Origin of the sequence: Vreelandella arcis, from assembly GCF_900103865.1 — a bacterium.
Taxonomy (GTDB): domain Bacteria; phylum Pseudomonadota; class Gammaproteobacteria; order Pseudomonadales; family Halomonadaceae; genus Vreelandella; species Vreelandella arcis.
This window is the reverse complement of sequence record NZ_FNII01000018.1, coordinates 17775-44113: the sequence shown is the minus strand read 5'-3', so window position 1 is coordinate 44113 and position 26339 is coordinate 17775. Positions and strand designations below refer to the sequence as shown.

Sequence of the window (26339 nt, the reverse complement as noted above, 5' to 3'; positions counted from 1 at the left end):
TAATGGGCCGCATTATACCAAGCCTCGGCGATGGCCGAGGCTATAGGCTTGATAGCCCAACTGATGCGATCAGCAGGCGTTAAGGGCAAGGGTTGGGCATGCGGCGATGAATATCTTCGATCGCTTCCAGCAGGTCGTCGTCAAGCTTAAGGCTTTCGCTGGCTAAGTTGCTTTCCAACTGCTCCATGGTGGTGGCGCCGATGATGTTGCTGGTCAAGAAACTGCGCGTGTTGACAAAGGCCAGCGCCATTTGCGCGGGGTCGAGGCCGTAGTCTCGGGCTAGCGCAACGTAGGCATGGGTAGCGGCTTCGGCTTCCGGCGAGGTATAGCGCTTGAAGCGCTCGAATAGCGTCAGGCGGCCATTGGGCGGCTTCGCGCCATTCAGGTATTTGCCCGACAGCACGCCAAAGCCCAGCGGCGAATAGGCGAGTAGCCCGACGTCTTCACGGTGGGCAATTTCGGCGAGGCCCACTTCAAACGAGCGGTTGAGCAGGTTGTAGGGATTTTGGATCGACGCAACCCGCGGCAGGTCGAGCTGTTCGGCAAGCTGCAGGGCGCGCATGGTGCCCCAGGGGGTGTCGTTCGACAGGCCAATAGCGCGGATTTTACCAGCGTCGACCAGCTCTTTCAGCGCGCTTAAGGTCTCTTCCAGCGGCGTGGCGTCTTCCTCTTCGTTATGCACATAGCCCAGCTTGCCGAAAAAGTTGGTGCTGCGATCAGGCCAGTGCAACTGATAAAGGTCGATGTAGTCAGTTTGTAAGCGCTCAAGGCTTGCGTCGACCGCCTTGAAGAGATGGTCGCGCGTCAGGCGCGGCCCGCCACGAATATGATCCAGGCCGGGACCGGCGGCCTTGCTGGCGATAATCACGTCGTCGCGGGCGCCGCGCTGCTTGAGCCAGCTACCTACATAGCGCTCGGTTAGCCCTTGAGTATCCGCTTTGGGCGGTACCGGGTACATTTCGGCGGTATCAATAAAATTGATACCGAAGGCGACGGCGCGATCAAGCTGCTCGTGGGCGTCGGCTTCGCTATTTTGTTCGCCATACGTCATGGTGCCAAGACAGAGTCGGCTGACTTCCATGCCCGTTCTACCCAGCGGTCGCGTTTGCATCGTTTTCTCCTTGCATGAGCACAATTAAAAACGGGATGCACGGCAATTTCAGCGCATCGCGTCGAGGTTTGTTGGGCATGTTAGCGAGGCGCTCGCCAAGCAGCAAATCAGAGGGGTTGAGTCCCCGCCATGGCAGGCGTATGCTTGCCAGCCCATTGACCGGCTAAGGGCCGGTTTATCGCGTGGTTGGTTGTCTCATAGGGAGTGACGGCTAGCCCAATGTTTCAACAAACAGGCAGAGTCGTTTGCCATGCCACAGGCATCATCTTTGTTCATTCGGCTAGAGTTTCGTCTAGCGGAACGGCTATTTCATAATCGCTGGTTGTTGCCACGCTCGCCGCGCACCCAGCGGTTAACACTAAGCTTATTTAAGCGCTGTGCTGAGGCGGGCCATCCCGACGCGCTTTCCGTTTACGGCCATATGCTGCTTCAGCGCAGCTTGTCGCCTCACGATAAAGCACGCGGCGCGCGTTATGTGATGGAAGCTGCTCATGCGGGCGATATAAAGTCGCAGTATCAGGCAGCGACCATTTATGAGAAGGGCTGCGCGCAGTACCCGCGCCGCGATGATTACGCGGTCACCTGGTATGCGCGCGCGGCACAATCCGGCCATTCGTTAGCGGCTGAGCGCCTCGCGCTGGCTTACCGAGTGGGCGAGCTGGGTTTAACGGTCGATGCCGATCAAGCGGCCTATTGGCAAAGTTTGGTGCATCAGCCGTCTGAACGTGTTGCGGCATAACTTGCCGCCCCTATTTTAGTGAGTGAGGCCGTCTGTGTCCGAGACGCTCCCGACTGTGTTGGATATTGAAGCGTCCGGTTTCGGACGCGGTAGCTACCCGATTGAGGTAGGGATCGCCCGTACCGACGGCTCCAGCTGCGCGTTTCTGATTCAACCGCTCGATGAGTGGACGCACTGGGATCCCAAGGCCGAGTTGCTCCACGGTATTGCCCGCGAGCGCCTGATACGTGAAGGCTATCCCGTGCGTCAGGTAGCCCAATGGTTGAACGATGAACTGGCCAGCATTGGCAAGGCGTACAGCGATAGCTGGGGGTACGACAATACCTGGCTCTCGCTGTTGTTCCACCATGCGGGCATGCTGCCGCGCTTTCGGTTAGAAGCATTAAGAATTTTGCTTAGCGAAGCGCAGCAGGCGTTGTGGAGCGATACTAAAGAAGCTGTCATCGGCGAAAGCGGCATTCACCGCCACCGTGCCGGTGAAGACGCCCGTTTGCTGCAACTGACCTACCAGCGCACCCGCCTGCTCTGTGAGTGAGTAGGTCGTTACCCCTTCCCAATAACGTTTGGCTTCGCGTCGACTAGCGGGCGGCTGTCAGGGCATCAAGCAAGGCGCCCGACGTCTCGGCGTCGAGCAGCATGTTCCGTGTTGCCTGTGACATAAAGCCGTGCTGCACCGTGCTGGTTAAAAACGTCAACAACGGCGCGTAAAAGCCCTCTACGTTGAGCAGCCCCAGCGGCTTGTCGTGCAGCCCCAGGTAGCCCCAGGTCCAGATTTCAAACAATTCTTCAAAAGTGCCAATACCCCCCGGCAGGGCGATGAAGCCATCGGCGTTGTCTGCCATGGTGGCCTTGCGTTCGTGCATGTTGGGCACGCGGATCAGCTCGGTCAGGCCAAAGTGGGCTTGTTCGCGCTCCACCAGTTGATCCGGCATGACGCCAATCACCTCGCCTCCCGCTTCCAGTGCGGCGTTAGCCAATTCGCCCATCAATCCCACCCGTGCGCCGCCATAGACCAGCGTATGGCCACGGGCGGCCAGGGTGTGGCCAAGGTCGTGGGCGGCGTGACGAAAAGCCGGGCTTTCACCCGTCCGTGAGCCAAGGTAAACGCAAATTCTAGACATCACTCGAGTTCCTTACGGTGAGGGGTAACAATGGGCGGCCAGCCCTTAGTAGCGCTGGCGCGTTAGGGCAGGCAGGCATGAACCTGATGGTGTGTATCCAGCCATTGGCCGATGACATTGTGGCCGCACAGGTGGTGCGCGTACTGGGTGTGTAGGCAGCGTACCTGGTGCCAATTACTAATGCCGCCAATGCCGCGCTCGGTGAGCACCTTTCGGTAGCCGAGCTGATCCACCTCGGCGCGCTGGGCGTCGCTCATCAGTGTCCAGCGTGCGTCAACGTAGTCGCGATGGCTTTGCTGGTAGGCGGCGAGGAAGTCGGGATCGTCCTGTAGCTGCTGTTCCAGCGACTTGATAACGCCCACGGCTTCAATACGCGAAATCTCGACTTTGAGCACGTCGGAGCACAGCCAGTAAAGCGTCGGGAAAGGCTTGCCATCGACAATGGGGGCCATACGCAAAACCAGCGGCGTGTCCTCGCCATCCACGGCGGCCACAGCCTCAATGCCTTTGGGCGGGCGGCCAAGCTGCTGGGTAATAATCGCCAATTGGCGTTCGTCGGGGGCTTGATCGGTGCGAATCACCATTGGGCGGTCTCTTGCAGGCAGTCGTGTTGTGCAGGGTTATTCCTGAACAAACTTGGTGGAGCGGCCAACGGCGCGAAAGAAGCAGCGATTGAGCTGTTTCGGTGACGCCACATAACACCACGTTCGTTCACAGTATTCTGCGGCGCGCGCCATTAGTACATCGTAAAGACGATTAAACGGCGCATCATAATCGTAGGGGTCGGCCCCGAACAAGCGGATATGCGGATAGTCAGCAAAACGCTCCATAAAATAGCGCTCAAGGTCGGCCTCCACGGCGCGGTGTTGGGCGGTGTTGTCCGGGTCTAGCCAGAGATTGTAGCGGATCGCCATGAGGCACTCCTAGCCGCCCCGTTACCGGGGCGTAGCGATTCAGGCGGGGGCGGGAGCCTCTTGCAGATGGGCTGCAAGCGCTTCCCGCAACTCGCCTTCGATGGGCACGGTGCATTTTGCCTGGTGGTCATACTGCACCAAAACGGTATGCCCGACATTGGTTAACTTGCCGTGCTGGCGCGCCTCTTGGGTGACGGTAAAAGAGCTGTTACCCAGGCGCGTTAGATACGTACGTAATTCGATATCATGACCGTAAAACAGTTCAGCACGGTAGTCGACCTCCATCCGCGCCATAATCAGTCGCCACGCCTTGGGATCCAGGTCGGGGGTAAACAGTCGAAACAGGTCGTTGCGGGCTAGCTCAAACCAGGCGGGAAGGCGGGTATTGTTGATATGTCCAAGGGCGTCGGTGTCGTAAAACGCCGGTTCAATGGTACGGGTAAACATGGCGCCATCCTTAAATCTTGTTAGCAGCGTGTGGGGTAAACCAGAAGGTTGATGAAGAGCTTCAGAATTACCCCAAGCAAGCGCTTGGTCAAGTTTTGCTGCGAATGATTACACCAAACGCAGCCCTTGTTGATCACGCCAGGCGGCGGCCAGGGCACTTTCCAAGGGCGCTTGCAAGTGCGCGGGTAGCGCCAGTTGCGCTTCTTCTAAGTTTTCGAAACGACGGTTGCGCAGCCAGCAGTAAGCCCAGGCGCAGGCTTCGGCATCGCTTTCGGGCAGCGGGCGCGCGGGCATTTGGTTGAGCAAAAACACCGCCGTACGCGGCGCCCACAACGGGATGTCCTCGTCTTGGGTCTGGCTCCAGGCGTCGAGTGTGGCCCCGGTCGGCGTCTCGCTGGGTTCGCCGAGTTTGGCGACCCGTGCCGTTTCGGCGAGAATCAGCGCCAAACGGTCGGCATCGGCCTGGCCCAGCGCTCGCCACTGGCGCAACAGCGCGGGTAATCCTTGGCGCACTTTGGTATAAAAGTCATCTTGCGGCATGCTCAAGAGCACCCCCGATTAAATAAGTGAGAGCGATGATGGTGTTTGATTTTGCCACGCCCGTTGAGCGACGCCACCCTGCTGAGGGTTGGGCTTCGCAAAAATGGCACCGGTACGCTGACGATGTGCTGCCCTTGTGGGTCGCGGATATGGACTTTCGCTCACCGCCTGCGGTGATAGACGCCCTGCACGCAAGGGTGGCGCACGGCGTTTATGGTTACGGCGAAGTGCCTGCCACGTTAACAGAAACCCTTTGCCAGTGGAGCGCTAACCACTACGATTGGCCGATTCATGCCGACTGGCAACAGTGGTTGCCGGGCGTGGTGCCTGCATTGCACCTGGCAGCGTTGGCGCTGACTGCGCCGGGCGACGGTGTATTGACGGTCACCCCTATCTACCCACCGTTTCTGGCGGTGGCCGAACGCACTGGCAGGCTACCCCAGCAGGCGGCATTGGCCACGCCGGTCAGCTCCGACGATCGCTGGCGGCTGGACATCGGCGCGCTTGAGGCGGCGGTGACCCCGCAAACCCGTTTGCTGTTGTGGTGCCATCCCCACAACCCAACCGGCCGTGTGTGGTCGCATGGCGAACTGGCCGCGTTGGCAGCGTTTGTCGAGCGCCATGACCTCTGGGTCGTGTCGGATGAGCTGCATTGCGATTTGCTGCTTGACGAAGGGGCGAGCCATCGACCGCTCGTTGCGGCTTTTCCCGAGTTGGCCAAGCGCACTATAACACTCTGGTCACCGTCGAAGACGTTCAACCTAGCGGGCCTCACCACGGCTTGCGCGGTGATTCCCGACGCCAGCCTACGCAAACGTTTCGCCCAGGCTGCTAAGGGCCTGCTTCCCGATGGTAACGTGCTGGGGTTGGTGGCCGCGGAAGCGGCCTATCGCCATGGAGAGCCATGGCGGCAGGCGTTGCTAGGGACGTTGCGTGAGCATCGTGAGACCTTGGCGCACCGGGTGGCTCGCTGGCCGGGGGTTGAGATGAGCCCGCCGGCGTCGACCTACCTGGCTTGGCTGGATATGCGCGAGACCCAACTTGGTGAATCGCCGCAAGCGGCACTGCTTGATCAAGCCGGCGTGGCGTTATCGGACGGCGCGGCCTTTGGTCACCCAGGTTTTGCGCGGCTTAATTTTGGCACCACCGCCTCGCAGTTGGAGGCGGCATTGGCCCGAATGGACACGCTACTGGCCCGTTAACCTCAGCAATTAGTGGCGCTCAGTACCGCTTTAATAAAGTAGGGCAAATAGCTTGCGGCGGTAGGCCACGGTCAGTGGGTGGTCGGCTCCCAGGGCGTCGAACACCTGCAGCAGGGTCTTGCGCGCCGCGTCGTCGTTGTAGGCGCGATCCTGCTTCATTAGCGTGAGTAAGGCGTCGAGCCCGGCTTCGTACTGACCGTCCGCGACTTGGCGCAGGGCGCGCTGATATTGAGCTTCGCTGTCGGTGCGGTCACCTAGGGCGGCAATCTCTTCGCTGGAAAGTGCTTGATCGCCGAACTCGATGCTGGCTCGAACACCGCGGGCGGGGGGCGCATCGCGCTCTTCCGGCGGCAGGTTGTCGAGCAAGCTGCGGGCTTCTTCGCGACGACCCTCGGCCACTAGCGTGCGGGCGAGCGACACCTGATAGGCATAATGCTCGGGATATTGGCTGACCAACGATTGGTAAATTTCCCGTGCGCCTGCCGGGTCGCCAGCGTCGAGCGCTGCTTCGGCTTGCTCCTCAGGGGTCGGCGGTGCGTCTTCCGGTGCTGGAAAGTAGCGGTTGAGCCACTCGCGAACCTTCTGCTCGGGAAGCGCGCCCTGAAGGCTGTCTACCAAGCCGCCCTGGCTAATCAGTTTGATATCAGGAACCGAGCTTACCCCTAACTGCCTGGCGATTTCCGGGTTGGCGTGGGTATCCAGTTTGCCAAGTAGGAACGCGCCGCCATACTCAAGGGCTAGCTTTTCCAATACCGGCATGAGCTGTTTGCATGCTTCGCTTGATGGCTCCCAGCAGTTCATCAGAACCGGCACTTGCATAGAAGCTTCCAGAACTTGCTGGATATTGCCCGCGTTGAGGTCAATGATGACGTCTTCGGGGCGAACCGGCGGCCGATCCGCGTTGGCCTGGCCGTCATTACTGACGTCAGTGGTGGTCAACGCTTCACCGGTGCGAGGATCAATAATAGACGACATAAACGTGCTCATAGATAGATAAATTTAGTCATAGATATGCAGCCAAGTGAACGAGGATTCAAGGCGAAGCGCGTAAAAAACCACCTTGATCGCGCAGGTATGGCATGGTTATTCGTTAATGATATAAAAGATGTTGGATAAAGCATTTTACGTTATCGTTCGCCAGCGGTAGGCTTGTGTTAATTCTCTAAATTGTCCAAAAGCGCCTGTTTTCCAACAGGCGCTTTTGGCATTGTAAAAGGTGGGTGTATGTCTACAACGGCTGTTTCTGCGCCTCAGAGCTATCGCGTGCCGCTGATTGCTACGGCGGCGATTGTGCTTGGCGCGTTACTAATAGGTGTCGTGTTTGGTGCCAATAAGGGCCTTTTGATGATTGTCGGTGGCCTGTTTGGCATGGTGCTGTATCACGCCGCGTTCGGCTTTACCTCCGCGTGGCGAGTGCTTATTACTGATCGGCGTGGTCGCGGCCTGCGTGCACAGATGGTGATGTTGGCCATCGCCGTGGTGCTGTTTTTCCCCGCGCTGGGGGCTGGCAGTCTATTTGGGAACGAGGTGTCAGGCTTTGTCGCCCCAATTGGTATCTCTGTGCTGGTGGGGGCGTTTTTATTCGGCTTAGGCATGCAGTTAGGCGGCGGCTGCGCCTCGGGCACCTTGTTCACGGCGGGGGGTGGCAACGCCCGCATGATCATCACGCTGGTGTTTTTCATTGTTGGGTCGGTGATTGGCACCGCGCATTTTGCCTGGTGGCAAAGCCTGCCCGCTTTTCAGCCGGTCTCCTTAGTCGACGTAGCAGGCTCTAGCGGCGGCATCGCGATTAGCCTGGTGCTGTTTGCCGCCATTGCGGCGTTTACCGTGGTGATGGAAAAAGGCCGCCACGGGCAGTTGGAGAAAGCCCCGCAGGTCGAAAAGCATGGTTATCAGCGTTGGTTAACTGGCCCTTGGCCGCTGATAGCGGGCGCGGTGGGATTGGCGCTATTGAATTTTGCCACCTTGGCATTGGCGGGCCGCCCTTGGGGCATTACGTCGGCATTCGCGCTATGGGGCGCTAAAGGCTTTGAACTGGTGGGCGGCGACGTTTCCCAATGGGGCTATTGGCAGTCGCCAGGCAATGCAACCGCGCTGGCCTCAAGCGTATGGGGCGATGTTACTACAGTGATGAACGTTGGCATCATGCTGGGTGCGTTAGCTGCTGCCAGCCTGGCCGGGCGGTTCGCACCGAACTTCAATATTCCGCTGCGTTCGCTGTTGGCGGCGGTTATCGGCGGCATCCTGTTGGGTTATGGCGCGCGGCTAGCGTTTGGCTGCAATATCGGCGCTTACTTCAGCGGTATTGCGTCTGGCAGCCTCCACGGCTGGGTGTGGTTAGTCGCGGCCTTTGCGGGCAATATGCTGGGCGTTAAGCTGCGGCCGTTATTCTTCGCGGGAGAAGCAGGCAAAAAGCCTGCGGCGAAAACGTGTTGATTGCATAAGAACAGGTCTTAACAGGCCTCGGTTACTCAGCCTTTGCGACGACCGAAGAAACCGCGCTACCAATCGCGATATATCAGTCACCACGAAGCCCCTTCTGATTGAAAGGGGCTTCGTTTGTTTCAGGCTTGCCTAGGCGTTTAGCTTTCAAGCGATCTTATGTAAAGCTCCAGAACACCCCATGCTCAGCGGCTAATGTTCTATAGTGCTTCTCACAGGTCAAGCGTGTTGCCCATTTGGACAATCGCTTGGCGCTGTCAACGCATCTACAAAGGGAATATTGAATGCGCTCAAGGTATCAACATCAGACGTTTACGGAGTGTGCTTTGATTGCATTGGCGCTGGTGGTCGTCGCGTTAATGCTTTGGAAGCTAATTGGCCTGCTTATCTTGATTTTTGGCGCTTTGGTGGGTGCTTGTGTGTTGCAGACCGGTATGACACCGCTTTTGCGGCTAGGCTTTCCACGCTGGCTTGCGCTTTCAACGGTGATTATTACGCTAACCGTGGCGCTGGGCTTAATTAGTTGGGCATTTGGCGCCCGAGTGTCTTCCGAGCTGGAATCGCTGACTACTCTGTTACCCGAGGCCTGGAACCAGCTCCAAGAAACGCTTGAAGGAACACCGTTGGCGCCACTAGTTAATGATGCCGCTGAGCGGGCAGGTAGCGTATTAGGCAACGGTATTTCTCAGGTTGGCATGGTTGTGGTTTCGATGGGGGGCGGTGTTGTCAGTTTATTCGCGCTCATTGTCGGCATGGTTTATTTTGCTGCCCAGCCAGGCGTTTATCGCCGTGGTCTATTGCTACTCGCGCCGGTTAAAAGTCGGCAACGCTTGGGGGAGGCGCTGGATGAGAGCGGCAAAGCGCTGCGTTTTTGGCTTGGTGGCCAGCTGGTGGCCATGGTGGTAACCGGGCTACTGGTGGGAGTAAGCATGTGGCTGCTAGGCGTGCCCGCCCCGATTGGCTTGGGTCTGATTGCTGGCCTATTGGATTTTGTACCGCTGGTAGGGCCTCTTATCGCGGCCATTCCGGCGCTTTTGCTTGCCTTCACGGTAAGTCCTCAAACCACGCTGTTTGTGCTGATTGCGTATACGATTATTCAGCAAATAGAGGGTAATGTTTTGCAGCCGTTGGTACAGCAGCGCGCCGTTAGTCTGCCTCCGGCGATGCTATTGTTTTCGCTGTTCGCGGCGAGCACTCTGTTTGGTGTAGCTGGTTTGATACTGGCCGCTCCGCTGACGGTTGTTGCATTTGTATTGATTAATCGCCTTTACGTTACCCGTGAGGAAGACGTGCAGGAGCCCACCCCTCCTCGTCGCTAGCGCAGGGCGTGTTCATTTTAACGTCTTGGTCGTGCTAGTTTTGTTATTCCGTTGGTAATGAGGCCTTGGCGTGTCGACAGCTGCTTCCCAACAGCCCGCTTCCATAAAGCGCCGCTACTGGCGCTGGCTCCAATACCTCGGCGGTGCGCTGATCATTGTCTTGTTGTTGATGGAAAGAGTCGGCTGGCTACCCTTGCCTATTTTGGAACGCCTGGAGTGGCAGGCCTACGACTTGAAAGTACGCAGTACGCTGAGTGAACAGGTCGATTCGTCGTTAGCGATTATTGATATTGATGAACGCAGCCTCTACGAAATAGGCCAGTGGCCATGGCCACGAGCGACCGTGGCGAGTCTGGTGGAAGCGTTATTCGCCGAGTATGACGCTGGTCTTTTAGGCATCGATGTGGTGTTCGCGGAGCCGGAAAGTCCGCTTTGGCAGCGCCACTGGGAAACACTTAGCCAACAATACCCGTCATTACACGATGCACCTCCCCCCGATGATGGCGATACGCAGCTGGCGAACGTCTTGGCATCCTTCCCTGTAGTCCTGGGGTACTACTTTCAGGCATCGCTTCAACCCCGAGACCCGCCCCCGGTGGGGCAACTACCCATGCCGGCCATGGTGGAGGAGCCATCGCCGCTCCCCTTTCCCAAGCCTAAGCGCTATACCGCTAACCTGCCTGTATTGCAGCAAAGTGCGCTAGGCGCGGGCTTTTTTGATAACCCGTACGTTGATAGCGACGGTGTGTTTCGTCGTGTTCCGATGTTGCAGCGCTGGGAGGGCGAGTTGTACCCCAATTTACCGCTGGCGATGCTACTCACCTTGCTGGGCCAGCCAGCCATAAAACCCATGATCGGCGAAGGGGCTGGCGTCTCTCAGTTGGAAGCGCTGGATGTGGGTGGCTTCGAAATACCCGTTGATGCTCGGGGGGCCGCGTTGGTGCCCTGGTATGGACCGCGCGGGCATTTTGAGTATATTTCGGCGGCCGATGTGTTGAAGGGTCGGCTGGAGCCGGGCGCCCTGGCAGGTAAAACATTGATATTGGGTGCGACGGCTCCTGGCTTGATGGACTTGCGTTCGACCCCCGTTGGGGCCGTCTATCCTGGGCCGGAGATTAACCTCAGCTTGCTGGCTGGAATGCTGCACCAGAGCATCCTGGCTCAGCCGCCGTGGGTGTTTGGGCTTGAGTTAGTCATCTTGAGTGCTTTGGGCGGACTGATGGTGATGCTGTATCCGCGCTTGAATGCGCCGTTGTTGATCGTCGTTAGTGGCGCGTTGCTGGCCATCGCAGTGGGCGGCAACCTGTGGGCGTGGCATCAGGGGCTAGCGTTACCTATTGCGGGCTTGTTGGTACTGCTGACGGTGCAGATGCTCTGGCACCTGGCGATGAACTTTCTGCGTGAAACCCAGCAAAAACGTTGGGTGGCGGCCCGTTTTGGGCAGTATATTCCCCCCGAACTGGTGGAGAGTATGGTCGAAAGCGGTGAAAGCTTTGGTTTAGAAGGCGAGGAGCGCGCGCTCACCGTGCTGTTTTCCGACGTGCGTAATTTCACCGCGTTTTCTGAAACCATCCCACCGTCGGAGCTGACCCAGGTGATGAACCGGCTGTTAACGCCGTTAACCGGCGCGATTCACCAGCATAATGGCACCATCGATAAATATATGGGGGATGCCATTATGGCGTTTTGGGGCGCGCCGCTGCACGATGCGCAACACGCTGATCGGGCGATAAACGGGGCGTTCGCGATGCTTTCGGCACTTGGGGATATCAACCGTGAGTTTACCGCTGAAGGCAAGCCCGCCTTGGCCATGGGCATTGGCTTAAACACTGGGCCGATGAGTGTCGGCAATATGGGCTCTAGCTTCCGTATGGCTTACACGGTGATGGGCGATAACGTCAACCTGGGCGCGCGCCTGGAAGGCTTGACCAAGACCTATGGTGTGAGCGTAATTGTCAGCGATGCCACTGCCCATCAGGCGCCGGGGTGGTGTTACCGACGCTTGGATAAAGTCACCGTTAAGGGGCGCAGTCAACCGCTGTGGGTTATGGAGCCCATTAGCCGTTGGGAAACGCTGACCGAGTCACGGCGTGACTGGCACGCGGCGTTTGAACAGGCGTTGGGGCTTTATCAAGCAGCGGACTTTGCATCGGCGGCGCGTGCCTTCAGGGCGCTCTCCGATCAGCAGGATCGCCCTACACAGATGTACCTAGAGCGTATCGAACACTTCAACGCCAACCCGCCTCCATCCGACTGGGATGGGGTGTGGGTGCATACCGAGAAGTAAGCGTTATCACTGTACGTCAGGGGGAGAGTTAGGAACGCTCTGTCGATCGAAAGCACCGGTGCCAGTATGAAGGTTAATGATGTCGTCATTTGAGTTGAGATCCCATGCCTGTATCAGGCTCATAATGGCGTTGGCTTCCTCGCCCACATAGCGGCCCACAAGCCCACCGCTTGCGAAGCTATGGGCATCTCCAGCCACGGTCTCCCCTTCCAGCGACAGTGGATCGTCGAGTGAGAAATTGTCAGGGGTATGGGTGGCGGTCAGCTTGCCATAGTCATCCAGGAAAATGTCAATGCTCACGCCCTGGGCGTTGGAGAGCGTGATAGAACTCGTGTCGAGAATAGGAATGACATCGCCATTGTCGTCGGACACTAAGCCCGTGCCATCCACCCAATTAAAAGTAACACCTCCATCGTCTAGCTGAGCACTCAGCGCATCACGCGCCGCTCCGCTCAGCGACTCCCTCACCGACCCCGCCACTTCTAGGGACGCTGTAATAAAGGGTAAGGGAGCGCTGAGCGTGTAGGTCTCACCTGACAGAAGGTGCACTTCCGTCCCTTCTTCCCAGTACCCCCAGACGATCTTGCCATCGTCCACCGCGTGATCGCCTAGGCTCGACGGTGCAATATTGCGTTTATAAAGGTCATAGACAACTTCACTTTGTGGACTTGGTTCAATATCGGTCCAGCGGGCTTCGGGCGCATCGAGACCAAAGCCCAGGCTGCCGTAGGCGCTTCGCTTGCCATCGTCAATCTCGACATAGAGGTTGCCGATCACGCCGTCGATACTGGCATATTCGCCATCGCCACTCGATTGGCCGGTAAAGCGCGAGGTGAAATGGCCGCCGCTGACCGGAAGTACTACCCGGCCTTCCCTCTCGCTTGCTTGGCGCAACAAGTGATCAAGCTGATCAGTGGTGTCGAATGTCAGGCGCGAGGCCACCTTTTCGTCATTGGAAAAGAGGGCTGCCAGCGATTCATAGGCTTGTGCCAGATAAACATTGCCCTGCTCATCAACCAGGTAGAAACGTGCTTGGGCATGTAGCTTCTCCTCGCCATCAACCGTCTGGTAGGCCAGCGAGAAACGCGAATCATCGCGCACCTCAAGGGTACCCTCGCTTGACGTCAGTTCACCTGGGGTAACCAGTGAAAAGTCGACGCGCTTTTGCTCCTCTGCGCCGTCTATTTCAATGTTGGCGAGTCTCTCACCGAGTTCGATGATTTGTTGGATACCATCCGCATCGTCGCTATTAACGTTAATCACGTTGTTGCTGCCTACATAGTGTAGATCGCCCAGGTTTCCTAACGGGGTCAGTAGTATCTTACCGTCCGCGCTCAATTTGGCGATATCCTCGCTGGCCCAGCGGCCCCAGTAAATGGCCGTTGTGCTATCGCTAGTGGCGTCGCGCTCACCGAGCGATATCACCTGAAAATTCTCCGGCTCGGCATTGGCGCGGGTTTGTAGGCGTTCATCACCGAGTGCAGCCGAACGCAGTTTTTCGTTCCAGCGCGTGGCATCTGACGATACCGCCTGGCTGCCGTTTTCGCCGTTGGTGAGCAGGAGTTGGCCTGATTCACCAAGAAACTCTTCGTCGCTGCCGTTGATGCCTTGATTGAGCATCGAATTAGTGTTCGCAAAACCTAACTGCTGAGCTTCGGTTGGCACTTGTGGCGCGCCCGCTGGAAGTCGAGACGTTGCTTGGCGTTCGCTGAGCGTATCTTGTAGCGAGCGCGAATTACCATTAGGCGTGAGCTCAGCATTTTCAACAAAACTGCCTCGAATTAAAGAGGTGCTGCTTGAGCTGGTGGAGCCAGTCGTCGACGTATCGCCTTGGGTCGCGGCGTTGGATGGTTCGGCGCTGTCATCGTCTGGGCTGGCTTGTGGGCTATTTTCATCAAGCGCCTCAAAGATGCTGAGGCCATCAGGCAGCAGTTGAGGCGCAGCACTGAGTGCGGGCGTGAAAAACACTTGGCCGGGTCGCACAAAGGTTTCGCCGATATCCGTGGACATGGCGATCAAGCCGCTTTCCACGTAGAGGTAGCTACCTGATTCCAGGCGGGGAAGTGAAGGGCTACCGCCATCCGGTATGTGCAGCATCTGAAAGCTTGTGCCACGTATCCCCATTGTGGCAACCGGCGTGCTGTATTCGACGTTTTCAGGCGCATTTTTGCCGATGGCGCCGGTAATCGCGCGGAGGCCACCGCGCAGTAGTTCGCCGCCTTGGGTCGAGTTGTCAGGTACTTCTTCGTCGAGCACATAACGTTCAATGGTGTAGGTGCTCTCGGGCCGTAATGCCTTGGTGCCGCCGTCGGAATAGCGCAGTTGCAGGGTGCTGGCCTGTGCCGTGTGGAAAGTATCGCCGGCGAAAATGTCGTCGCCGCGTTCGGCCTTAAAGCGTTTGCCATCGCGCTCAATGGTGGCGTCGCCATGCACAAACATCACTCGCCCGGCCGGTGTGTCGGCAAAGGTGGGGAAGGGGAGTAGCGCCAGACTACTCAAGCTGAGCGAGGTGGCGCGAGCGAGTGAGTGCTTGTGAAAAATGGCCATCGAGTCTCTCTCAAAAAAGGCGGTGAAGCCCCAGTTGCGTCTGAACACGACGCGTATTAAAGATATCAAGCGAAGAGAGGCGGCGTTCAGCATCAATGCTGGCCTTTAACAACCAATCGCGATTGAATTGATAGAGCCAGCCGAGCCGAGCTTGCCAAATACGATCGCGGCGTTCTGTAGCTGCGAAGTTATTATAGAGCGCAAAGCCATCTTCTTGGAAACGACGGATCTGGTGGCTGATATCGGCGCGAATTAGCTGATTACGCGTTAGTTTATAGTCCACCCCAGCGCCCAAACGCAACTGATTGAGGTCACCACCGTCACGGCGACGGTCAGCCCATTCATGCTCGAGCTGAGCCGTTAGGCGGGTACGAAAGGCCTGGTGCTCCGTGATCATCTCCACGCCGATGCGTCCCGTTGTGTAGTCGTTATTGGCGGCGCTAAAGTGATTATCTTCGATATCCAGTTGCCAGTTAAGTTGGCTCGCTACCCCCAGCGAATGTTGAAAGTCACTGCCCAGGCCCCAGCGAGTGAGCAAGTGATTTTGTTGCTGCCCGTTCCAGCCTTGCAATGCGCTGCTGCTAAGTGTCCAACTGCGCTCGGCGGCTAAGTCGCGCTGATAACCCAGTCGTGCCCGGGCAATGGTCAGGTCGTAATCCTGTGCGCTTGCTTCGTTGTAGCGCTGGGCCTGGCCGATGGTGCTCAGCCGCCAGCGGGACTGCTTGTCGATAGGGAAGATGCCCTGGTAGCTGCCTTGCAGCTGTTTGTAGGCGCTGGCATCGCTACGCAATACCTGCTCATCAAACCTCGACAGATCCCCATTGGGGTCGAGGCCTATTTCGAGAAGCGCATCAAACAAGCGGCGTAACTCAGGCCGAAGCGGGTCGATCGCGATTTCATTAGGGAGGCGTTGAGGGTTGCTGTCATAGCCGATACTCACCCCCAAACGGCCTTGGTGCTGCGGGCTATTCTCTGCGAGTCGGCGTTGCTTAATGACCGCTTGAAACTGGTTGATGGCTTCTTGAGCGTCGGGGGGCGGCGACAGGGCTCTTAGCTTGGCAAGTTCGCGCTCGGCGGCCCGACGCTGGTCGAGCTGTAATAGCGCAGCAACGCGCTCCATGCGGGCGCCGGCGTGATTTGGCTGGATTAAAATAACCCGATCCAGGGCGATCAAGGCGTGGCTGGGTTCACCTGCACGAAGGGCGGCAATGCCCAGCCAATAATCAAATGTCGGTGTGCCGCTATGCTCGAATTCAAGCCCCTTAAGAAGCGCATAGGCGGCTTGGTTATCACCCTGCTCGAGCGCGGTTTGAGCATTGGTGAGCTCTGCTTGGTAGGCCCATGCCGGCAAGGCCACTACCACCAGGGTCGCGATGAGGGCCACTATCAGTAGATAACGGAAGGCGTCTTGTGCCGAGTTGTTTAAACGTCCGAGATGGATATTGAGCAGCATGGTGTTCCTCATACGGGCAGTGTCCATTTAAGGGCAGGAGGAAGATGCTGGCCCAGCTCGGTGATGATCCGTTCTCGCTGTTTAGGCTTTAAATGTGTGACCCATAGCTCGTCGGGTAGCGTATTCAGGGCATGAAGAAGCGTGGCCAGACGCTGCGGTGTTAAATGTTGGGTGAGCGCTGCTAATGCATCCAGCGAGTTGCTAAAGGCGCATTCAATGAACAAATGATTGAGCGGCCCTACGCGGTTAAGCGATTCGATCGTTGTTTCGCTCAGGCCAGTATCCCCGCAGATAGCGGCTTGAGTCGTACCGTCATTAACACAGTAGCCGCATGTGGGGACGCCATGAAAAACGGGAAACGGCGTTACGTGGAGCGTGGTGTTGGCTTCCCCAGGTAGCGCCAATGTCTGCCAAAAAGTGATAGGCACCAGGCTCATGACAGGGGTTTCAGCGGTGGGTAATCGAGTGAAGTCAGGCCAAATATGCTCGTTAAATATATGCCGCTTTAGTTTTTCTAGCACATCGGGGAGCGCAAAGACGCTTAGGCTGCGCTTTTGCTCAACTAACGCTTCAAATTGTGTATCGACAAGCAGCGGGAGGCTGGCGATATGGTCAATATGCGCGTGGGTCAGCAGTACGTTGATGATTGACATCTGCCCGGCTTCACTGAGTTGCTGAGCGCTGGTGCCCGCGTCAATCAGCGTAGAAGGTGGCAGGTAAAATGCGCTTGTGCCTTGTCGTTGTTCTAGGCCGCCGCTGGCGCCAAGGGTGAGTATTTGCATAGCGTTGCCAGTATTTAAGCGAGCGTTTAAGAGGAAACGTTGTTAGGGGATCTGGCCTGCAAGCCCGGAAGTGACGCAATATCGATGTGATCGCATTGATCCTCAGCAAGATGCTGACGTGCATAATCAAGATACACTTTTTCCTCAACAAACACCGCGAATAAGTCTGGATCGAGATGATTGTCCTCAACCATTTGTCCCATGATGCTTAGCGCTTGTGAGAGCTTCATCGGCGCTTTATAGGGCCGGTCTGGGGCGGTGAGTGCTTCGAAAACATCGGCAATACCCATCATTCGGGCGGGTAGCGAGAGCTGTTCGCGGGTTAACCCTTTGGGGTAACCCGCCCCGTCCATTCGCTCGTGATGACCACCGGCGTACTCGGGTACGCGCTGTAAGTGCTTGGGGAACGGCAACTCCTCAAGCATCTCAAGGGTTGCGGTCATGTGGCCTTCTATCACTTTGCGTTCTGCTGGATTCAGCGTGCCGCGGCGAATGCACAGGTTTTCCAGCTCGTCCTTGGTTAACAGCGGCTGTGTGTCGCCATTGACGTCTTCCCATGTTTGCTGAGCAATGGCGTGAAGCCGCTCGATATCGGCATCTTCCATAAACTCGCGGCCCGTATTCGAGCGACGTATCAACGCTAGAGAATCTTGAAGTGCTTGTCGTTCGGCGGCGATGGCGTCGAGTTTTGCGTCACTTACGGGCTCATCGTTGCGATAGGCATCGAGCTCAGCGCGAAGTTTTGCCGCCTCAAGTGACTGCAGCTTGGCCGCAAAGCGCGTTTCTATCAAAGACAGGCGGTCAAACAGCCCCTCAAGCTTGGTGGCTTTGTCCATGATGTGAGGGGGCGTGACGATTTTTCCGCAGTCGTGGAGCCAGGCGGCGGTTTTGATCTCGTAGCGGTCATCATCGCTCAAGTTAAAGTGGGCGACTTCTGGGCGCGTTGAGCGGTGGGTGGCTTCGGCAAGTAACAGTGTCGCGGTGGGTACCCGGCGACAATGTGCGCCGGTATAGCCGGACTTGGTATCGATGGCGTTGGCGATAACGCGGATAAAGCTATCGAAGAGTGCCTGCATCTCGGCAATTAACCGCTGATTGGTGATCGCCACGGCGGCCTGTGACGCAAGCGATTCGGCAATATGCTGATCCGACTGGCTAAAGGCACCATCAATGCCTTGAGCTGTCCGCTTATTCAACAACTGGAGCACTGCCACGATATCGCCATCGTGGTTGTGCATCGGTACGGTAAGAAAAGCACGCGAGCGGTATCCAGACTTCTGGTCAAACCGGTGTGTACCAGAGAAATCGAACCCTTCCGCCGTATAGGCGTCTTCGATATTAACGGTACAGTCATTTAGTACGGTATACGCCACCACCAAATGCTGATTGGGTGAGCCATCTTCTTGGTACAATTCAATCGTGGGGAACTGCTCACCGACCGGTTCACTAAGCCCACCGAAGTAAGCGTCCAGTGTGGCATTCTGAACGATCGCGAACGATAGCTGCTGTTTTTCAGCATCGACGGTATACAGTGTGCCTGCGTCTGCTTGGGTTAAGTTGCGGGCGCTGGTGAGAATTCGCTCAAGTAAGGCGTCGTGATTGCGTTCGGAGGAAAGAGCAATGCCAACCTCGTTGAGTTGACGAATGCGCATAAGTTCGTTATCCCCAGCCGCCTGATTCATAGGAGGGCACCTAATATTGCGGTCGTTTTTAGTTAGTATATAGGGTGGATCGTGTTGCTGACTAGAATAGTTTCAATACCTTGGGCGCTTTTGAAACAGCGGGCGCGCATGTTTACGACTGAAAAGGCGCTCGCGTCGCTGAAAAGCGAGGCAATGACCAATCAACAGGTAAAGAGTTTGTCGCAGGGCCGTGTTACATTACGCTCAAAGGCCGCAGACGCGCTATGTTGCTGCATTGCAATAGAAATTTGCTAAAGAGAGTGCTTATGACTACCCCGAGTAAACGCCCCCTGTACATTCCTTACGCCGGTCCTTCCCTCCTTGAAATGCCGCTATTGAATAAAGGCAGTGCGTTTACTCAGCAGGAGCGGCTAGCGTTCAACCTAATCGGCCTGCTGCCCCAGAAGGTCGAGACTATCGATGACCAGCTTGAGCGCGCTTATCGCCAGTACCAGCAGTGCCACAGTGACCTGGAACGCCACATTCATTTGCGCGCTATCCAGGACGATAACGAGACGCTGTATTTCCGCCTGGTGTCGGAGCATCTTGAGGAGATGCTGCCGATCATTTACACGCCGACGGTGGGTAAGGCGTGTCAGGAGTTTTCCAACATCTATCGCAACCACCGCGGGTTGTTTATCAGCTACCCTGATCGCGAGCACATGGATGACATTCTGCGCAGTGCCACCAAAGACAACGTCAAGGTGATCGTTGTCACCGACGGTGAGCGAATTCTGGGGTTGGGCGACCAGGGTATCGGTGGGATGGGCATTCCTATTGGTAAGTTGGCGCTGTATACGGCCTGCGGCGGCATTAGCCCGGCGTATACTCTGCCGATCATGCTCGACGTGGGTACCAACAACAAAGCGCTGCTGGATGACCCGATGTATATGGGCTGGCGCCATGAGCGGGTCAGCCAGGAAGAATATGATGAGTTCATGGCGACGTTCATTGCCGCCGTCAAACGACGCTGGCCCAATGTACTGCTGCAGTTTGAGGACTTCGCCCAGGCCAATGCGATGCCATTACTCGAGCAGTACCGCGACCAACTGTGTTGTTTTAACGATGACGTTCAAGGAACCGCCTCGGTGGTGGTTGGCACGCTGCTGGCGGCTTGTCAGGCTCGCGAGCAAACGATCGCCGATCAGCGGGTGGTGTTTGTCGGTGGCGGCTCGGCCGGTTGCGGCATCGCCGAACAAGTCGTAGTCGCGATGCAAACCGAGGGCTTAACCGAAAGCGATGCACGTGCGCGCATTTATATGGTCGACCGCGATGGTTTAATGACGACTGACCAACCCTGGCAGCGCGATTTTCAGCGTCGCTTGGCCCACGATTCCGCGCTGGTGGCCGGGTGGAACGGGCAAGGCCTTGAGGAGACCATTGCGCAAATCCAGCCCACGGTATTGATTGGCGTGTGTGGCAAGCGGGGGATATTTACTGAGCAAGTCGTGCGTACGATGCACGCAGGCTGCGAGCATCCCGTGATTATGCCGCTGTCTAACCCGACCTCTCAGGCGGAGGCGGTGCCGGAGGACGTTATTCGCTGGACCGAAGGCCAGGCGCTGGTGGCAACCGGCAGCCCGTTTGCGCCAGTGGTGTTCAATGGGCGCACCTTCCCCATTGCGCAGTGTAATAACGCCTATATCTTCCCTGGTATTGGGCTCGGCGTGGTCGCGGCTAAGGCGTCACGTGTCACCGATGAGATGCTGATGAGCGCCTCACGGGCGCTGGCGCGGGAGGCGCCATTAGTCAAAGAGGGCAAAGGCGCGTTGCTTCCACCATTATCGCGCATTAGCGACATCAGCAAGTCGATTGCCTTTGAAGTAGCCGCCCAGGCCCAACAGAACGGCGTGGCTCTTAAAACCGGTGGCACCGAGCTGCGCGAGGCCATCGAGCGTGCTTGCTGGTCACCGGAATACCGTGTCTATCGGCGTCGTGCCTTCTAATAGACCTCTGAGGTGACGAGCAAAAAAAAAGCCCCCACAAAGTGGGGGCCAGCAAGCATTGGTCGGTTTCCCGATTAGGCTGCGCCAATCATATTACGCAGCACGTAATGAAGGATACCACCATGACGGAAGTACGCCAGCTCATTCTCGGTATCGATGCGGCACTTGGCATCAACGGTTCTTTCGCCATCGGCATTTTTGATGGTCACTTTAACGCTTCCGCCCGGTGTTAAATCGCTGAGACCGGCAATGGATACCTCTTCGTCGCCCGTCAGTCCCAGCGTATGGCGGCTTTCGCCCTCAGGGAACTGAAGCGGCACCACGCCCATGCCAATCAGGTTAGAGCGGTGGATACGCTCGAAGGACTCGGCCAACACCGCGCGCACGCCGAGCAGGCGCGTGCCTTTGGCGGCCCAGTCCCGCGAGGAGCCGGTGCCGTACTCCTTGCCGGCGATCACGACGAGCGGTTTGCCTTCCTCCTTGTACTTCATCGCCGCGTCGTAGATCGCCATTTGCTCGCCGCTGGGCACGTGGCGGGTTTCGCCGCCGACCACGCCGTCGAGCATTTCGTTTTTGATCCGCACGTTGGCAAAGGTGCCGCGCATCATCACTTCGTGGTTACCGCGACGCGAGCCGTAAGAGTTGAAGTCGACAGGCTTCACACCGTTCTCTTGAAGGTAACGCCCGGCGGGGCTGTCGGGCTTGATGGCACCGGCCGGTGAAATGTGGTCGGTGGTCACCGAGTCGCCCAGCATGGCGAGCACGCGCGCGCTATGAACGTCTTCGATGGCGTCGGGCTCACGCTGCATGCCCTCGAAAAACGGCGGATGTTGAATATAGGTCGACTCAGGCCACTGGTAGACCTTGCTTTCCGGTACCTTGATAGCTTTCCAGACATCGTCGCCTTCAAAGACGGCGCCGTATTCCTTGTGGAACATCGCGGTGTTGACCTGCTCGACGGCGGTAGCGATTTCCGCCTGGCTAGGCCAGATATCCTTGAGGTAGACCGGGTTGCCGTTGTCGTCCTCACCGAGCGGGTCGTTGCTCAGGTCGCACTGAACGTTACCCGCCAAGGCATATGCCACGACCAAGGGGGGCGAGGCCAGCCAGTTGGTCTTCACCAGCGGGTGAACACGGCCTTCAAAGTTACGGTTGCCGGAAAGCACCGAGGCGACGGCGAGATCGCCGTCGGACACTGCCTGTTCGATCTCCTCCGGTAGCGGGCCGGAGTTACCGATACAAGTGGTGCAGCCGTAGCCGACGAGGTTGAAGCCCAGGGCGTTTAAGTCGTCGTCTAAATTGGCGGCGGCCAGGTAGTCGGTGACGACCTTAGAGCCAGGGGCGAGCGATGTTTTAACCCACGGCTTGGTGGTCAGGCCTTTTTGGCGGGCTTTTTGGGCGAGCAAGCCGGCGGCCATCATCACGCTGGGGTTAGAGGTGTTGGTACACGAGGTGATTGCGGCGATCACTACGGCACCGGGGTCAAGGCTGAAGTCCTGATCATCAAGCTTAACGGCTCGACTGGTGTCATGTTCAAAGCTGCGCTCAACCCCCACGGCGGTTTGGCCACCCTCGGACGACAGTTTTCCCTTCGCGGTCGGTTCCGCGTTGGTATCTTCCTGCATGAACTTATCAAAGGCCGCTGCCATGTCTTTGAGCGCGACACGATCCTGTGGGCGTTTGGGGCCGGCAAGGCTGGCTTCGACTTCGGTCATATCGAGGTGCAGCGAGTCGGTGAAGATCGGCTCGTCGCCCGGCTCGCGCCACAGGCCCTGGGTCTTCGAATACTTCTCGACGAGGTCGATTTGCTCGTCGTCCCGGCCGGTGAGGCGCATGTAGGTAAGTGTTTCGTCGTCAACCGGGAAGAAACCGCAGGTAGCGCCGTACTCGGGTGCCATGTTGGCAATGGTGGCGCGGTCAGCCAGCGGCAAGTCTTTCAGGCCGTCGCCGTAGAACTCGACAAACTTACCGACCACGCCTTTCTTGCGCAGCATTTCGGTCACGGTGAGTACCAGGTCGGTCGCCGTAATGCCTTCGCGAAGCTTTCCGGTCAGTTTGAAACCGATGACCTCGGGAATCAGCATGGAGACCGGCTGACCCAGCATGGCCGCTTCGGCCTCAATGCCGCCCACGCCCCAGCCGAGTATGCCCAGGCCGTTGATCATGGTGGTGTGGGAGTCGGTGCCCACCAGGGTGTCGGGATAGGCAAGTGTGCGACCGTCTTCTTCCTTGGTCCACACGGTTTTGCCGAGGTATTCAAGGTTGACTTGGTGGCAAATGCCGGTGCCCGGCGGTACCACGCGGAAGTTGTCGAACGCCTGCTGGCCCCAGCGCAGAAACTCGTAGCGCTCGCGGTTGCGCTGCATTTCAATGTCGACGTTTTCCTGGAACGCGGCGGCGTTGCCAAATTTATCGACCATCACGGAGTGGTCGATGACCAGATCCACGGGGGTCAGCGGGTTGATCTTGGCGGGGTCTTCACCGAGTGTCTCAACGGCGGCGCGCATGGAGGCCAGGTCGACCACCCCCGGCACGCCGGTGAAGTCCTGCATGAGAACGCGGGCAGGGCGGTAGCCGATTTCGCGGCTGGATTTACCTTCTTTCTGCCAGTCGACCAGGGCTTGCATATCGTCCTGGGAAACACTCTCGTCGTCGGCAAAACGCAGTTGGTTTTCGAGTAGAATTTTGAGCGTTTTGGGCAGTCGGTCAATGGAGCCGAGCGTCTCGGCGGCATCCGGCAGACTGAAGTAATGGTACTGGGTGTTGCCAACCGCTAATGTCTTCTGCGTGTTGGAAAGGTTGCTCATGCGATTCTCCTCTATATTGCTTGGCGTCGCGCGGTGCGCGCCGGTCACTGTCTTCCTCTAGTATGGCTCATCTTAGTCGTTACACGCGTACCTCATGACGACTGCCTATTAACAGAGATGGGTCTGTGCGTGCTTGGTTTCAAGTTGAGTGAGCTTTTTTGAGCCAAATAGGCCTTGCAATTACTTGTACTTGACGCCATTTCAGGCAGACTCTGCACAAAATTATCAGCCGACTCTTTACAAGGTGGTGTCATGCAAACACGTCACGAACGCTTAATCATCCTCGGTTCTGGCCCGGCGGGCTACACGGCGGCCGTTTATGCGGCGCGTGCCAACCTGAAACCGCTGCTGATTACCGGGGTGCAAGCGGGGGGACAGTTAACCACGACCACCGACGTGGACAACTGGCCCGGTGATGCTCAGGGCGTGCAGGGGCCGGAACTCATGGAGCGAATGAAACAGCACGCCGAGCGGTTCAATACCGAAGTGCTTTTTGACCACATTCACGAGGTTAGCCTAGGCGATAAACCCTTCACTTTGAAAGGCGACGATGGTGTATATACCTGCGATGCACTGATTGTGGCCACCGGTGCCAGTGCTCGCTACCTTGGCTTACCCAGCGAGCAGCAGTTTATGGGGCAAGGGGTGTCCGCTTGCGCGACCTGTGATGGTTTTTTCTATCGCAACCAAGAGGTTGTCGTCGTTGGCGGCGGTAATACGGCGGTTGAGGAAGCACTTTACTTGTCAAATATCGCCTCCAAAGTAACCCTCGTGCATCGCCGAGATACGCTGCGTGCCGAGAAGATTTTGCAAGATAAACTGTTTGAGAAAGTCGCCGCCGGTAAGGTCGTGTTGGAGTGGTTTCAGCAAGTGGAAGAGGTGCTGGGCGATAATAGCGGCGTAACCGGCGTGCGGGTGAAGTCGACCCAAGACGGCGCCATCAAGGATATCCACGCGCCAGGGCTATTTATTGCCATTGGCCACAGCCCCAACACCGGGATTTTTGACGGGCAGTTGGATATGAATGGCGGCTACATCAAGGTGACCTCCGGCTTGCAAGGCAACGCCACGGCGACCAGCGTGCCCGGCGTTTTTGCCTGCGGCGATGTGATGGATCATATCTATCGTCAGGCGATCACCTCTGCAGGCAGTGGCTGCATGGCGGCGCTGGACGCTGAGCGATATCTGGATGACATCGCTGTTTAAGGCAGATTACTTTTAGGCTTATTCTGGGCATTCGGCGGGTGAGCGGGCCATCCGCCACCGGCCGAGCTGGCTCAGAATTAAGGTGCTGCCTTTAAGGCGGTGATGATCGCCTTGAGGGCAGAGCGTAAAGCGCCCGTTAAAGCCACTGGTGTGACCTAACGCATCGTAGCGTATACGCCGCCAGCCCCGGCTGTATTGCACGTTTATTCGTTGGGCCGTGGGAAAAGCGCGTAGCACATCGGCTGGCGCAATATCCTCTGTTTGATCGCCACGAATCGCCATTAACGCCTGGCTCCAGTTGTCGTCGCAGCGCAATGTACCTTGATGGCTGGTGGTGGGGCACAGCGTCACCGGCTGGCGCTGGGTGATCGCTGTTTGGCGAGCGAACCCCAACGCCGTTTGCAGTCGATTAGCTTCTCCTGTGCGTGCATTGCGCTCACCGAACGCTTGAAAGCTGGGAATGCCCCAGGCGGCAACGATGCCCATGATTAACAGCGTGACCAGCAACTCCAGAAGCGTAAACCCGTGTGCTCTTGCACCGCTCAGGTGGCGTACTGGCTTTCGCATATTACCTCCCTGCTCTTGACCTCTTTATTCCCACCGCTATGCTCATTGCGTGCTTGGCAGGCGTTTAAGTCTTTAGCCTAGGTGCTGCTGGTTTTTTTTGATGTAAGCCAAAGTGGACAAAACGTGTGAGCGATTTCTTAATTGTGGGCGGCGGTGTCATCGGTATGATGACGGCGCTTCAGTTAGCCGACGCAGGTCAGCAGGTCAGTTTGGTGGAGCGCGGGATATGCGGCCAGGAGGCCTCCTGGGCGGGTGGTGGGATTGTTTCGCCGCTATACCCATGGCGTTATGCCCCGGCGATTTCCCAGCTGTCGCGCTGGTCGGAAGGCGCCTACCCAAGCCTTGCGTTGCGCTTGCTGGAGGAAACCGGGGTCGATCCGGAGTATCGTCAAAAAGGGCTTTTGTATTTAAACGTTGACGACCCGGAGACCGCGCTTGATTGGGCACGCCAAATGGGCAAACCGCTTGAGCGCGTAAGTGCCGATATGGTGCGCGCTAAAGAGCATGCCCTACCCCCAACGGATGGGGCGTTATGGATGCCGACGCTGGGTAGTGTGCGCAATCCCCGCTTGGGCAAAGCGCTGCGCGACAGGTTGGCCGCGATGCCCAATGTGACGCTGCACGAGCAGTGTGAGGTAAGTGGCTTTGTGTGCCAGGGAGAGCAAATTCAGGGCGTGCGTACCGCCCAGCACACCCTCACAGCGGCGCATACGGTTGTTTGCGGCGGCGCCTGGGCGGGGAAGCTGTTGGCCACGCTTAACGTCACGCTGCCGGTTCGGCCGGTGAAAGGCCAGATGATTGCCTACCAAACGCCGCCGGGATTGGTGCAGCGCGTGGTGCTCAAAGACGGCCGCTACGTCATTCCTCGGGCTGATGGGCTGCTACTGGTGGGCTCGACATTAGAAGAGTGCGGGTTTGATAAAACGACGGATCAAGACGGGTTGGCGTCGCTGCGCCACAGTGCAGAGAGTATCGTGCCGGCCCTTACCGATTACCCGGTGGCGTATCACTGGGCGGGGTTGAGGCCGGGGTCGCCGGATGGCGTGCCGTTTATTGGGGCGTTACCCGGCTGGCAGAATATATCCGTGAACGCGGGCCACTATCGTAATGGCCTGGTGTTGGCCCCTGCGTCAACCCACCTGCTGGTGGATCTGCTGCTGAATCGCTCGCCGTTGATCGACCCGGTGCCCTATCAGTTGACCCCAGACCGGCTGGCCAAGGGATAGG

General features: G+C 57.6%; 22 protein-coding genes. 9 read left to right on the top strand and 13 right to left on the bottom strand.

The window, feature by feature from the left end:
• Positions 1–79: 79 nt before the first annotated feature.
• Entirely contained in the window at positions 80–1111 is a 1032-nt protein-coding gene (locus BLR97_RS17090; RefSeq protein ID WP_089707735.1) for an NADP(H)-dependent aldo-keto reductase, read from the bottom strand.
• A gap of 250 nt (positions 1112–1361) precedes the next feature.
• On the opposite strand from BLR97_RS17090, the gene BLR97_RS17085 reads away from it, so the two are divergent.
• Positions 1362–1850, top strand: coding sequence for a tetratricopeptide repeat protein (locus BLR97_RS17085; protein ID WP_089707733.1), 489 nt, complete (start codon positions 1362–1364; stop codon positions 1848–1850).
• Between the two features lie 34 nt (positions 1851–1884).
• Positions 1885–2385: a hypothetical protein gene (locus tag BLR97_RS17080; protein WP_089707731.1), complete on the top strand. Its 501-nt coding sequence runs from the start codon at positions 1885–1887 to the stop codon at positions 2383–2385.
• Positions 2386–2428: 43 nt separating this feature from the next.
• On the opposite strand, the gene BLR97_RS17075 is transcribed toward BLR97_RS17080, so the two are convergent.
• The 5 genes from BLR97_RS17075 to BLR97_RS17055 form a co-directional block, all read right to left on the bottom strand.
• A complete protein-coding gene (locus BLR97_RS17075) occupies positions 2429–2971 on the bottom strand; it encodes an LOG family protein (protein WP_089707730.1) in 543 nt (180 codons plus the stop codon).
• Between the two features lie 62 nt (positions 2972–3033).
• Complete coding sequence (locus BLR97_RS17070) at positions 3034–3555, bottom strand: DUF501 domain-containing protein (RefSeq protein WP_089707729.1); 522 nt, start codon at positions 3553–3555, stop codon at positions 3034–3036.
• A gap of 36 nt (positions 3556–3591) precedes the next feature.
• Entirely contained in the window at positions 3592–3885 is a 294-nt protein-coding gene (locus BLR97_RS17065; protein ID WP_089707728.1) for a hypothetical protein, read from the bottom strand.
• A gap of 39 nt (positions 3886–3924) precedes the next feature.
• Positions 3925–4332, bottom strand: a complete 408-nt coding sequence (locus BLR97_RS17060; protein WP_089707727.1) for an acyl-CoA thioesterase — start codon at positions 4330–4332, stop codon at positions 3925–3927.
• 108 nt (positions 4333–4440) lie between these two features.
• On the bottom strand, positions 4441–4872 hold the full coding sequence (locus BLR97_RS17055; protein ID WP_089707726.1) for a hypothetical protein: 432 nt from the start codon (positions 4870–4872) through the stop codon (positions 4441–4443).
• A 38-nt stretch (positions 4873–4910) separates the two neighbouring features.
• On the opposite strand from BLR97_RS17055, the gene BLR97_RS17050 reads away from it, so the two are divergent.
• Complete coding sequence (locus tag BLR97_RS17050) at positions 4911–6074, top strand: MalY/PatB family protein (protein WP_089707725.1); 1164 nt, start codon at positions 4911–4913, stop codon at positions 6072–6074.
• 30 nt (positions 6075–6104) lie between these two features.
• Here the strand turns inward: BLR97_RS17050 and BLR97_RS17045 are convergent, their stop codons facing one another.
• Complete coding sequence (locus BLR97_RS17045; protein WP_089707724.1) at positions 6105–7049, bottom strand: co-chaperone YbbN; 945 nt, start codon at positions 7047–7049, stop codon at positions 6105–6107.
• Between the two features lie 249 nt (positions 7050–7298).
• Here BLR97_RS17045 and BLR97_RS17040 point away from each other — a divergent pair, with 249 nt between their 5' ends.
• The 3 genes from BLR97_RS17040 (at position 7299) to BLR97_RS17030 (ending at position 12122) form a co-directional block, all read left to right on the top strand.
• Entirely contained in the window at positions 7299–8510 is a 1212-nt protein-coding gene (locus BLR97_RS17040) for a YeeE/YedE family protein (RefSeq protein ID WP_089707723.1), read from the top strand.
• A gap of 332 nt (positions 8511–8842) precedes the next feature.
• On the top strand, positions 8843–9835 hold the full coding sequence (locus BLR97_RS17035) for an AI-2E family transporter (protein WP_244511360.1): 993 nt from the start codon (positions 8843–8845) through the stop codon (positions 9833–9835).
• 70 nt (positions 9836–9905) lie between these two features.
• Positions 9906–12122: a CHASE2 domain-containing protein gene (locus BLR97_RS17030; protein WP_244511359.1), complete on the top strand. Its 2217-nt coding sequence runs from the start codon at positions 9906–9908 to the stop codon at positions 12120–12122.
• A gap of 6 nt (positions 12123–12128) precedes the next feature.
• Here the strand turns inward: BLR97_RS17030 and BLR97_RS17025 are convergent, their stop codons facing one another.
• Genes BLR97_RS17025 through BLR97_RS20100 form a run of 4 tightly spaced genes read right to left on the bottom strand, consistent with a single transcriptional unit; the run spans position 12129 to position 18586 of the window.
• Positions 12129–14669 (bottom strand): FecR family protein, encoded by a 2541-nt coding sequence (locus tag BLR97_RS17025; RefSeq protein ID WP_089707721.1) that lies wholly within the window; start codon positions 14667–14669, stop codon positions 12129–12131.
• A 10-nt stretch (positions 14670–14679) separates the two neighbouring features.
• Positions 14680–16122, bottom strand: a complete 1443-nt coding sequence (locus BLR97_RS17020; RefSeq protein ID WP_089707720.1) for a hypothetical protein — start codon at positions 16120–16122, stop codon at positions 14680–14682.
• A gap of 8 nt (positions 16123–16130) precedes the next feature.
• Entirely contained in the window at positions 16131–16904 is a 774-nt protein-coding gene (locus BLR97_RS17015) for a 3',5'-cyclic-nucleotide phosphodiesterase (protein ID WP_089707719.1), read from the bottom strand.
• A 26-nt stretch (positions 16905–16930) separates the two neighbouring features.
• Positions 16931–18586: an HD family phosphohydrolase gene (locus tag BLR97_RS20100; protein WP_089707718.1), complete on the bottom strand. Its 1656-nt coding sequence runs from the start codon at positions 18584–18586 to the stop codon at positions 16931–16933.
• A gap of 266 nt (positions 18587–18852) precedes the next feature.
• Between BLR97_RS20100 and BLR97_RS17005 the strand changes: the two genes are divergently transcribed.
• Entirely contained in the window at positions 18853–20532 is a 1680-nt protein-coding gene (locus BLR97_RS17005) for an NAD-dependent malic enzyme (RefSeq protein WP_089707717.1), read from the top strand.
• 74 nt (positions 20533–20606) lie between these two features.
• Here BLR97_RS17005 and acnA read toward each other — a convergent pair whose 3' ends face one another.
• Positions 20607–23339 (bottom strand): aconitate hydratase AcnA, encoded by a 2733-nt coding sequence (acnA, locus tag BLR97_RS17000; protein WP_089707716.1) that lies wholly within the window; start codon positions 23337–23339, stop codon positions 20607–20609.
• A gap of 252 nt (positions 23340–23591) precedes the next feature.
• Between acnA and trxB the strand changes: the two genes are divergently transcribed.
• Positions 23592–24545, top strand: a complete 954-nt coding sequence (trxB, locus tag BLR97_RS16995) for a thioredoxin-disulfide reductase (protein ID WP_089707715.1) — start codon at positions 23592–23594, stop codon at positions 24543–24545.
• A gap of 18 nt (positions 24546–24563) precedes the next feature.
• Here the strand turns inward: trxB and BLR97_RS16990 are convergent, their stop codons facing one another.
• Entirely contained in the window at positions 24564–25112 is a 549-nt protein-coding gene (locus tag BLR97_RS16990) for a GspH/FimT family pseudopilin (protein WP_089707714.1), read from the bottom strand.
• A gap of 125 nt (positions 25113–25237) precedes the next feature.
• On the opposite strand from BLR97_RS16990, the gene thiO reads away from it, so the two are divergent.
• Entirely contained in the window at positions 25238–26338 is a 1101-nt protein-coding gene (gene thiO, locus BLR97_RS16985) for a glycine oxidase ThiO (protein ID WP_089707713.1), read from the top strand.
• Position 26339 lies beyond the last annotated feature (1 nt).

Bases quoted from the DNA above. Each gene is read 5' to 3' on its own strand.
- BLR97_RS17090 (WP_089707735.1), bottom strand. From the start codon at position 1,111: ATGCAAACGCGACCGCTGGGTAGAACGGGCATGGAAGTCAGCCGACTC.
- BLR97_RS17085 (WP_089707733.1), top strand. From the start codon at position 1,362: ATGCCACAGGCATCATCTTTGTTCATTCGGCTAGAGTTTCGTCTAGCG.
- BLR97_RS17075 (WP_089707730.1), bottom strand. From the start codon at position 2,971: ATGTCTAGAATTTGCGTTTACCTTGGCTCACGGACGGGTGAAAGCCCG.
- BLR97_RS17070 (WP_089707729.1), bottom strand. From the start codon at position 3,555: ATGGTGATTCGCACCGATCAAGCCCCCGACGAACGCCAATTGGCGATT.
- BLR97_RS17065 (WP_089707728.1), bottom strand. From the start codon at position 3,885: ATGGCGATCCGCTACAATCTCTGGCTAGACCCGGACAACACCGCCCAA.
- BLR97_RS17060 (WP_089707727.1), bottom strand. From the start codon at position 4,332: ATGTTTACCCGTACCATTGAACCGGCGTTTTACGACACCGACGCCCTT.
- BLR97_RS17055 (WP_089707726.1), bottom strand. From the start codon at position 4,872: ATGCCGCAAGATGACTTTTATACCAAAGTGCGCCAAGGATTACCCGCG.
- BLR97_RS17050 (WP_089707725.1), top strand. From the start codon at position 4,911: ATGGTGTTTGATTTTGCCACGCCCGTTGAGCGACGCCACCCTGCTGAG.
- BLR97_RS17045 (WP_089707724.1), bottom strand. From the start codon at position 7,049: ATGTCGTCTATTATTGATCCTCGCACCGGTGAAGCGTTGACCACCACT.
- BLR97_RS17040 (WP_089707723.1), top strand. From the start codon at position 7,299: ATGTCTACAACGGCTGTTTCTGCGCCTCAGAGCTATCGCGTGCCGCTG.
- BLR97_RS17025 (WP_089707721.1), bottom strand. From the start codon at position 14,669: ATGGCCATTTTTCACAAGCACTCACTCGCTCGCGCCACCTCGCTCAGC.
- BLR97_RS17020 (WP_089707720.1), bottom strand. From the start codon at position 16,122: ATGCTGCTCAATATCCATCTCGGACGTTTAAACAACTCGGCACAAGAC.
- BLR97_RS17015 (WP_089707719.1), bottom strand. From the start codon at position 16,904: ATGCAAATACTCACCCTTGGCGCCAGCGGCGGCCTAGAACAACGACAA.
- BLR97_RS20100 (WP_089707718.1), bottom strand. From the start codon at position 18,586: ATGAATCAGGCGGCTGGGGATAACGAACTTATGCGCATTCGTCAACTC.
- BLR97_RS17005 (WP_089707717.1), top strand. From the start codon at position 18,853: ATGACTACCCCGAGTAAACGCCCCCTGTACATTCCTTACGCCGGTCCT.
- acnA (WP_089707716.1), bottom strand. From the start codon at position 23,339: ATGAGCAACCTTTCCAACACGCAGAAGACATTAGCGGTTGGCAACACC.
- trxB (WP_089707715.1), top strand. From the start codon at position 23,592: ATGCAAACACGTCACGAACGCTTAATCATCCTCGGTTCTGGCCCGGCG.
- BLR97_RS16990 (WP_089707714.1), bottom strand. From the start codon at position 25,112: ATGCGAAAGCCAGTACGCCACCTGAGCGGTGCAAGAGCACACGGGTTT.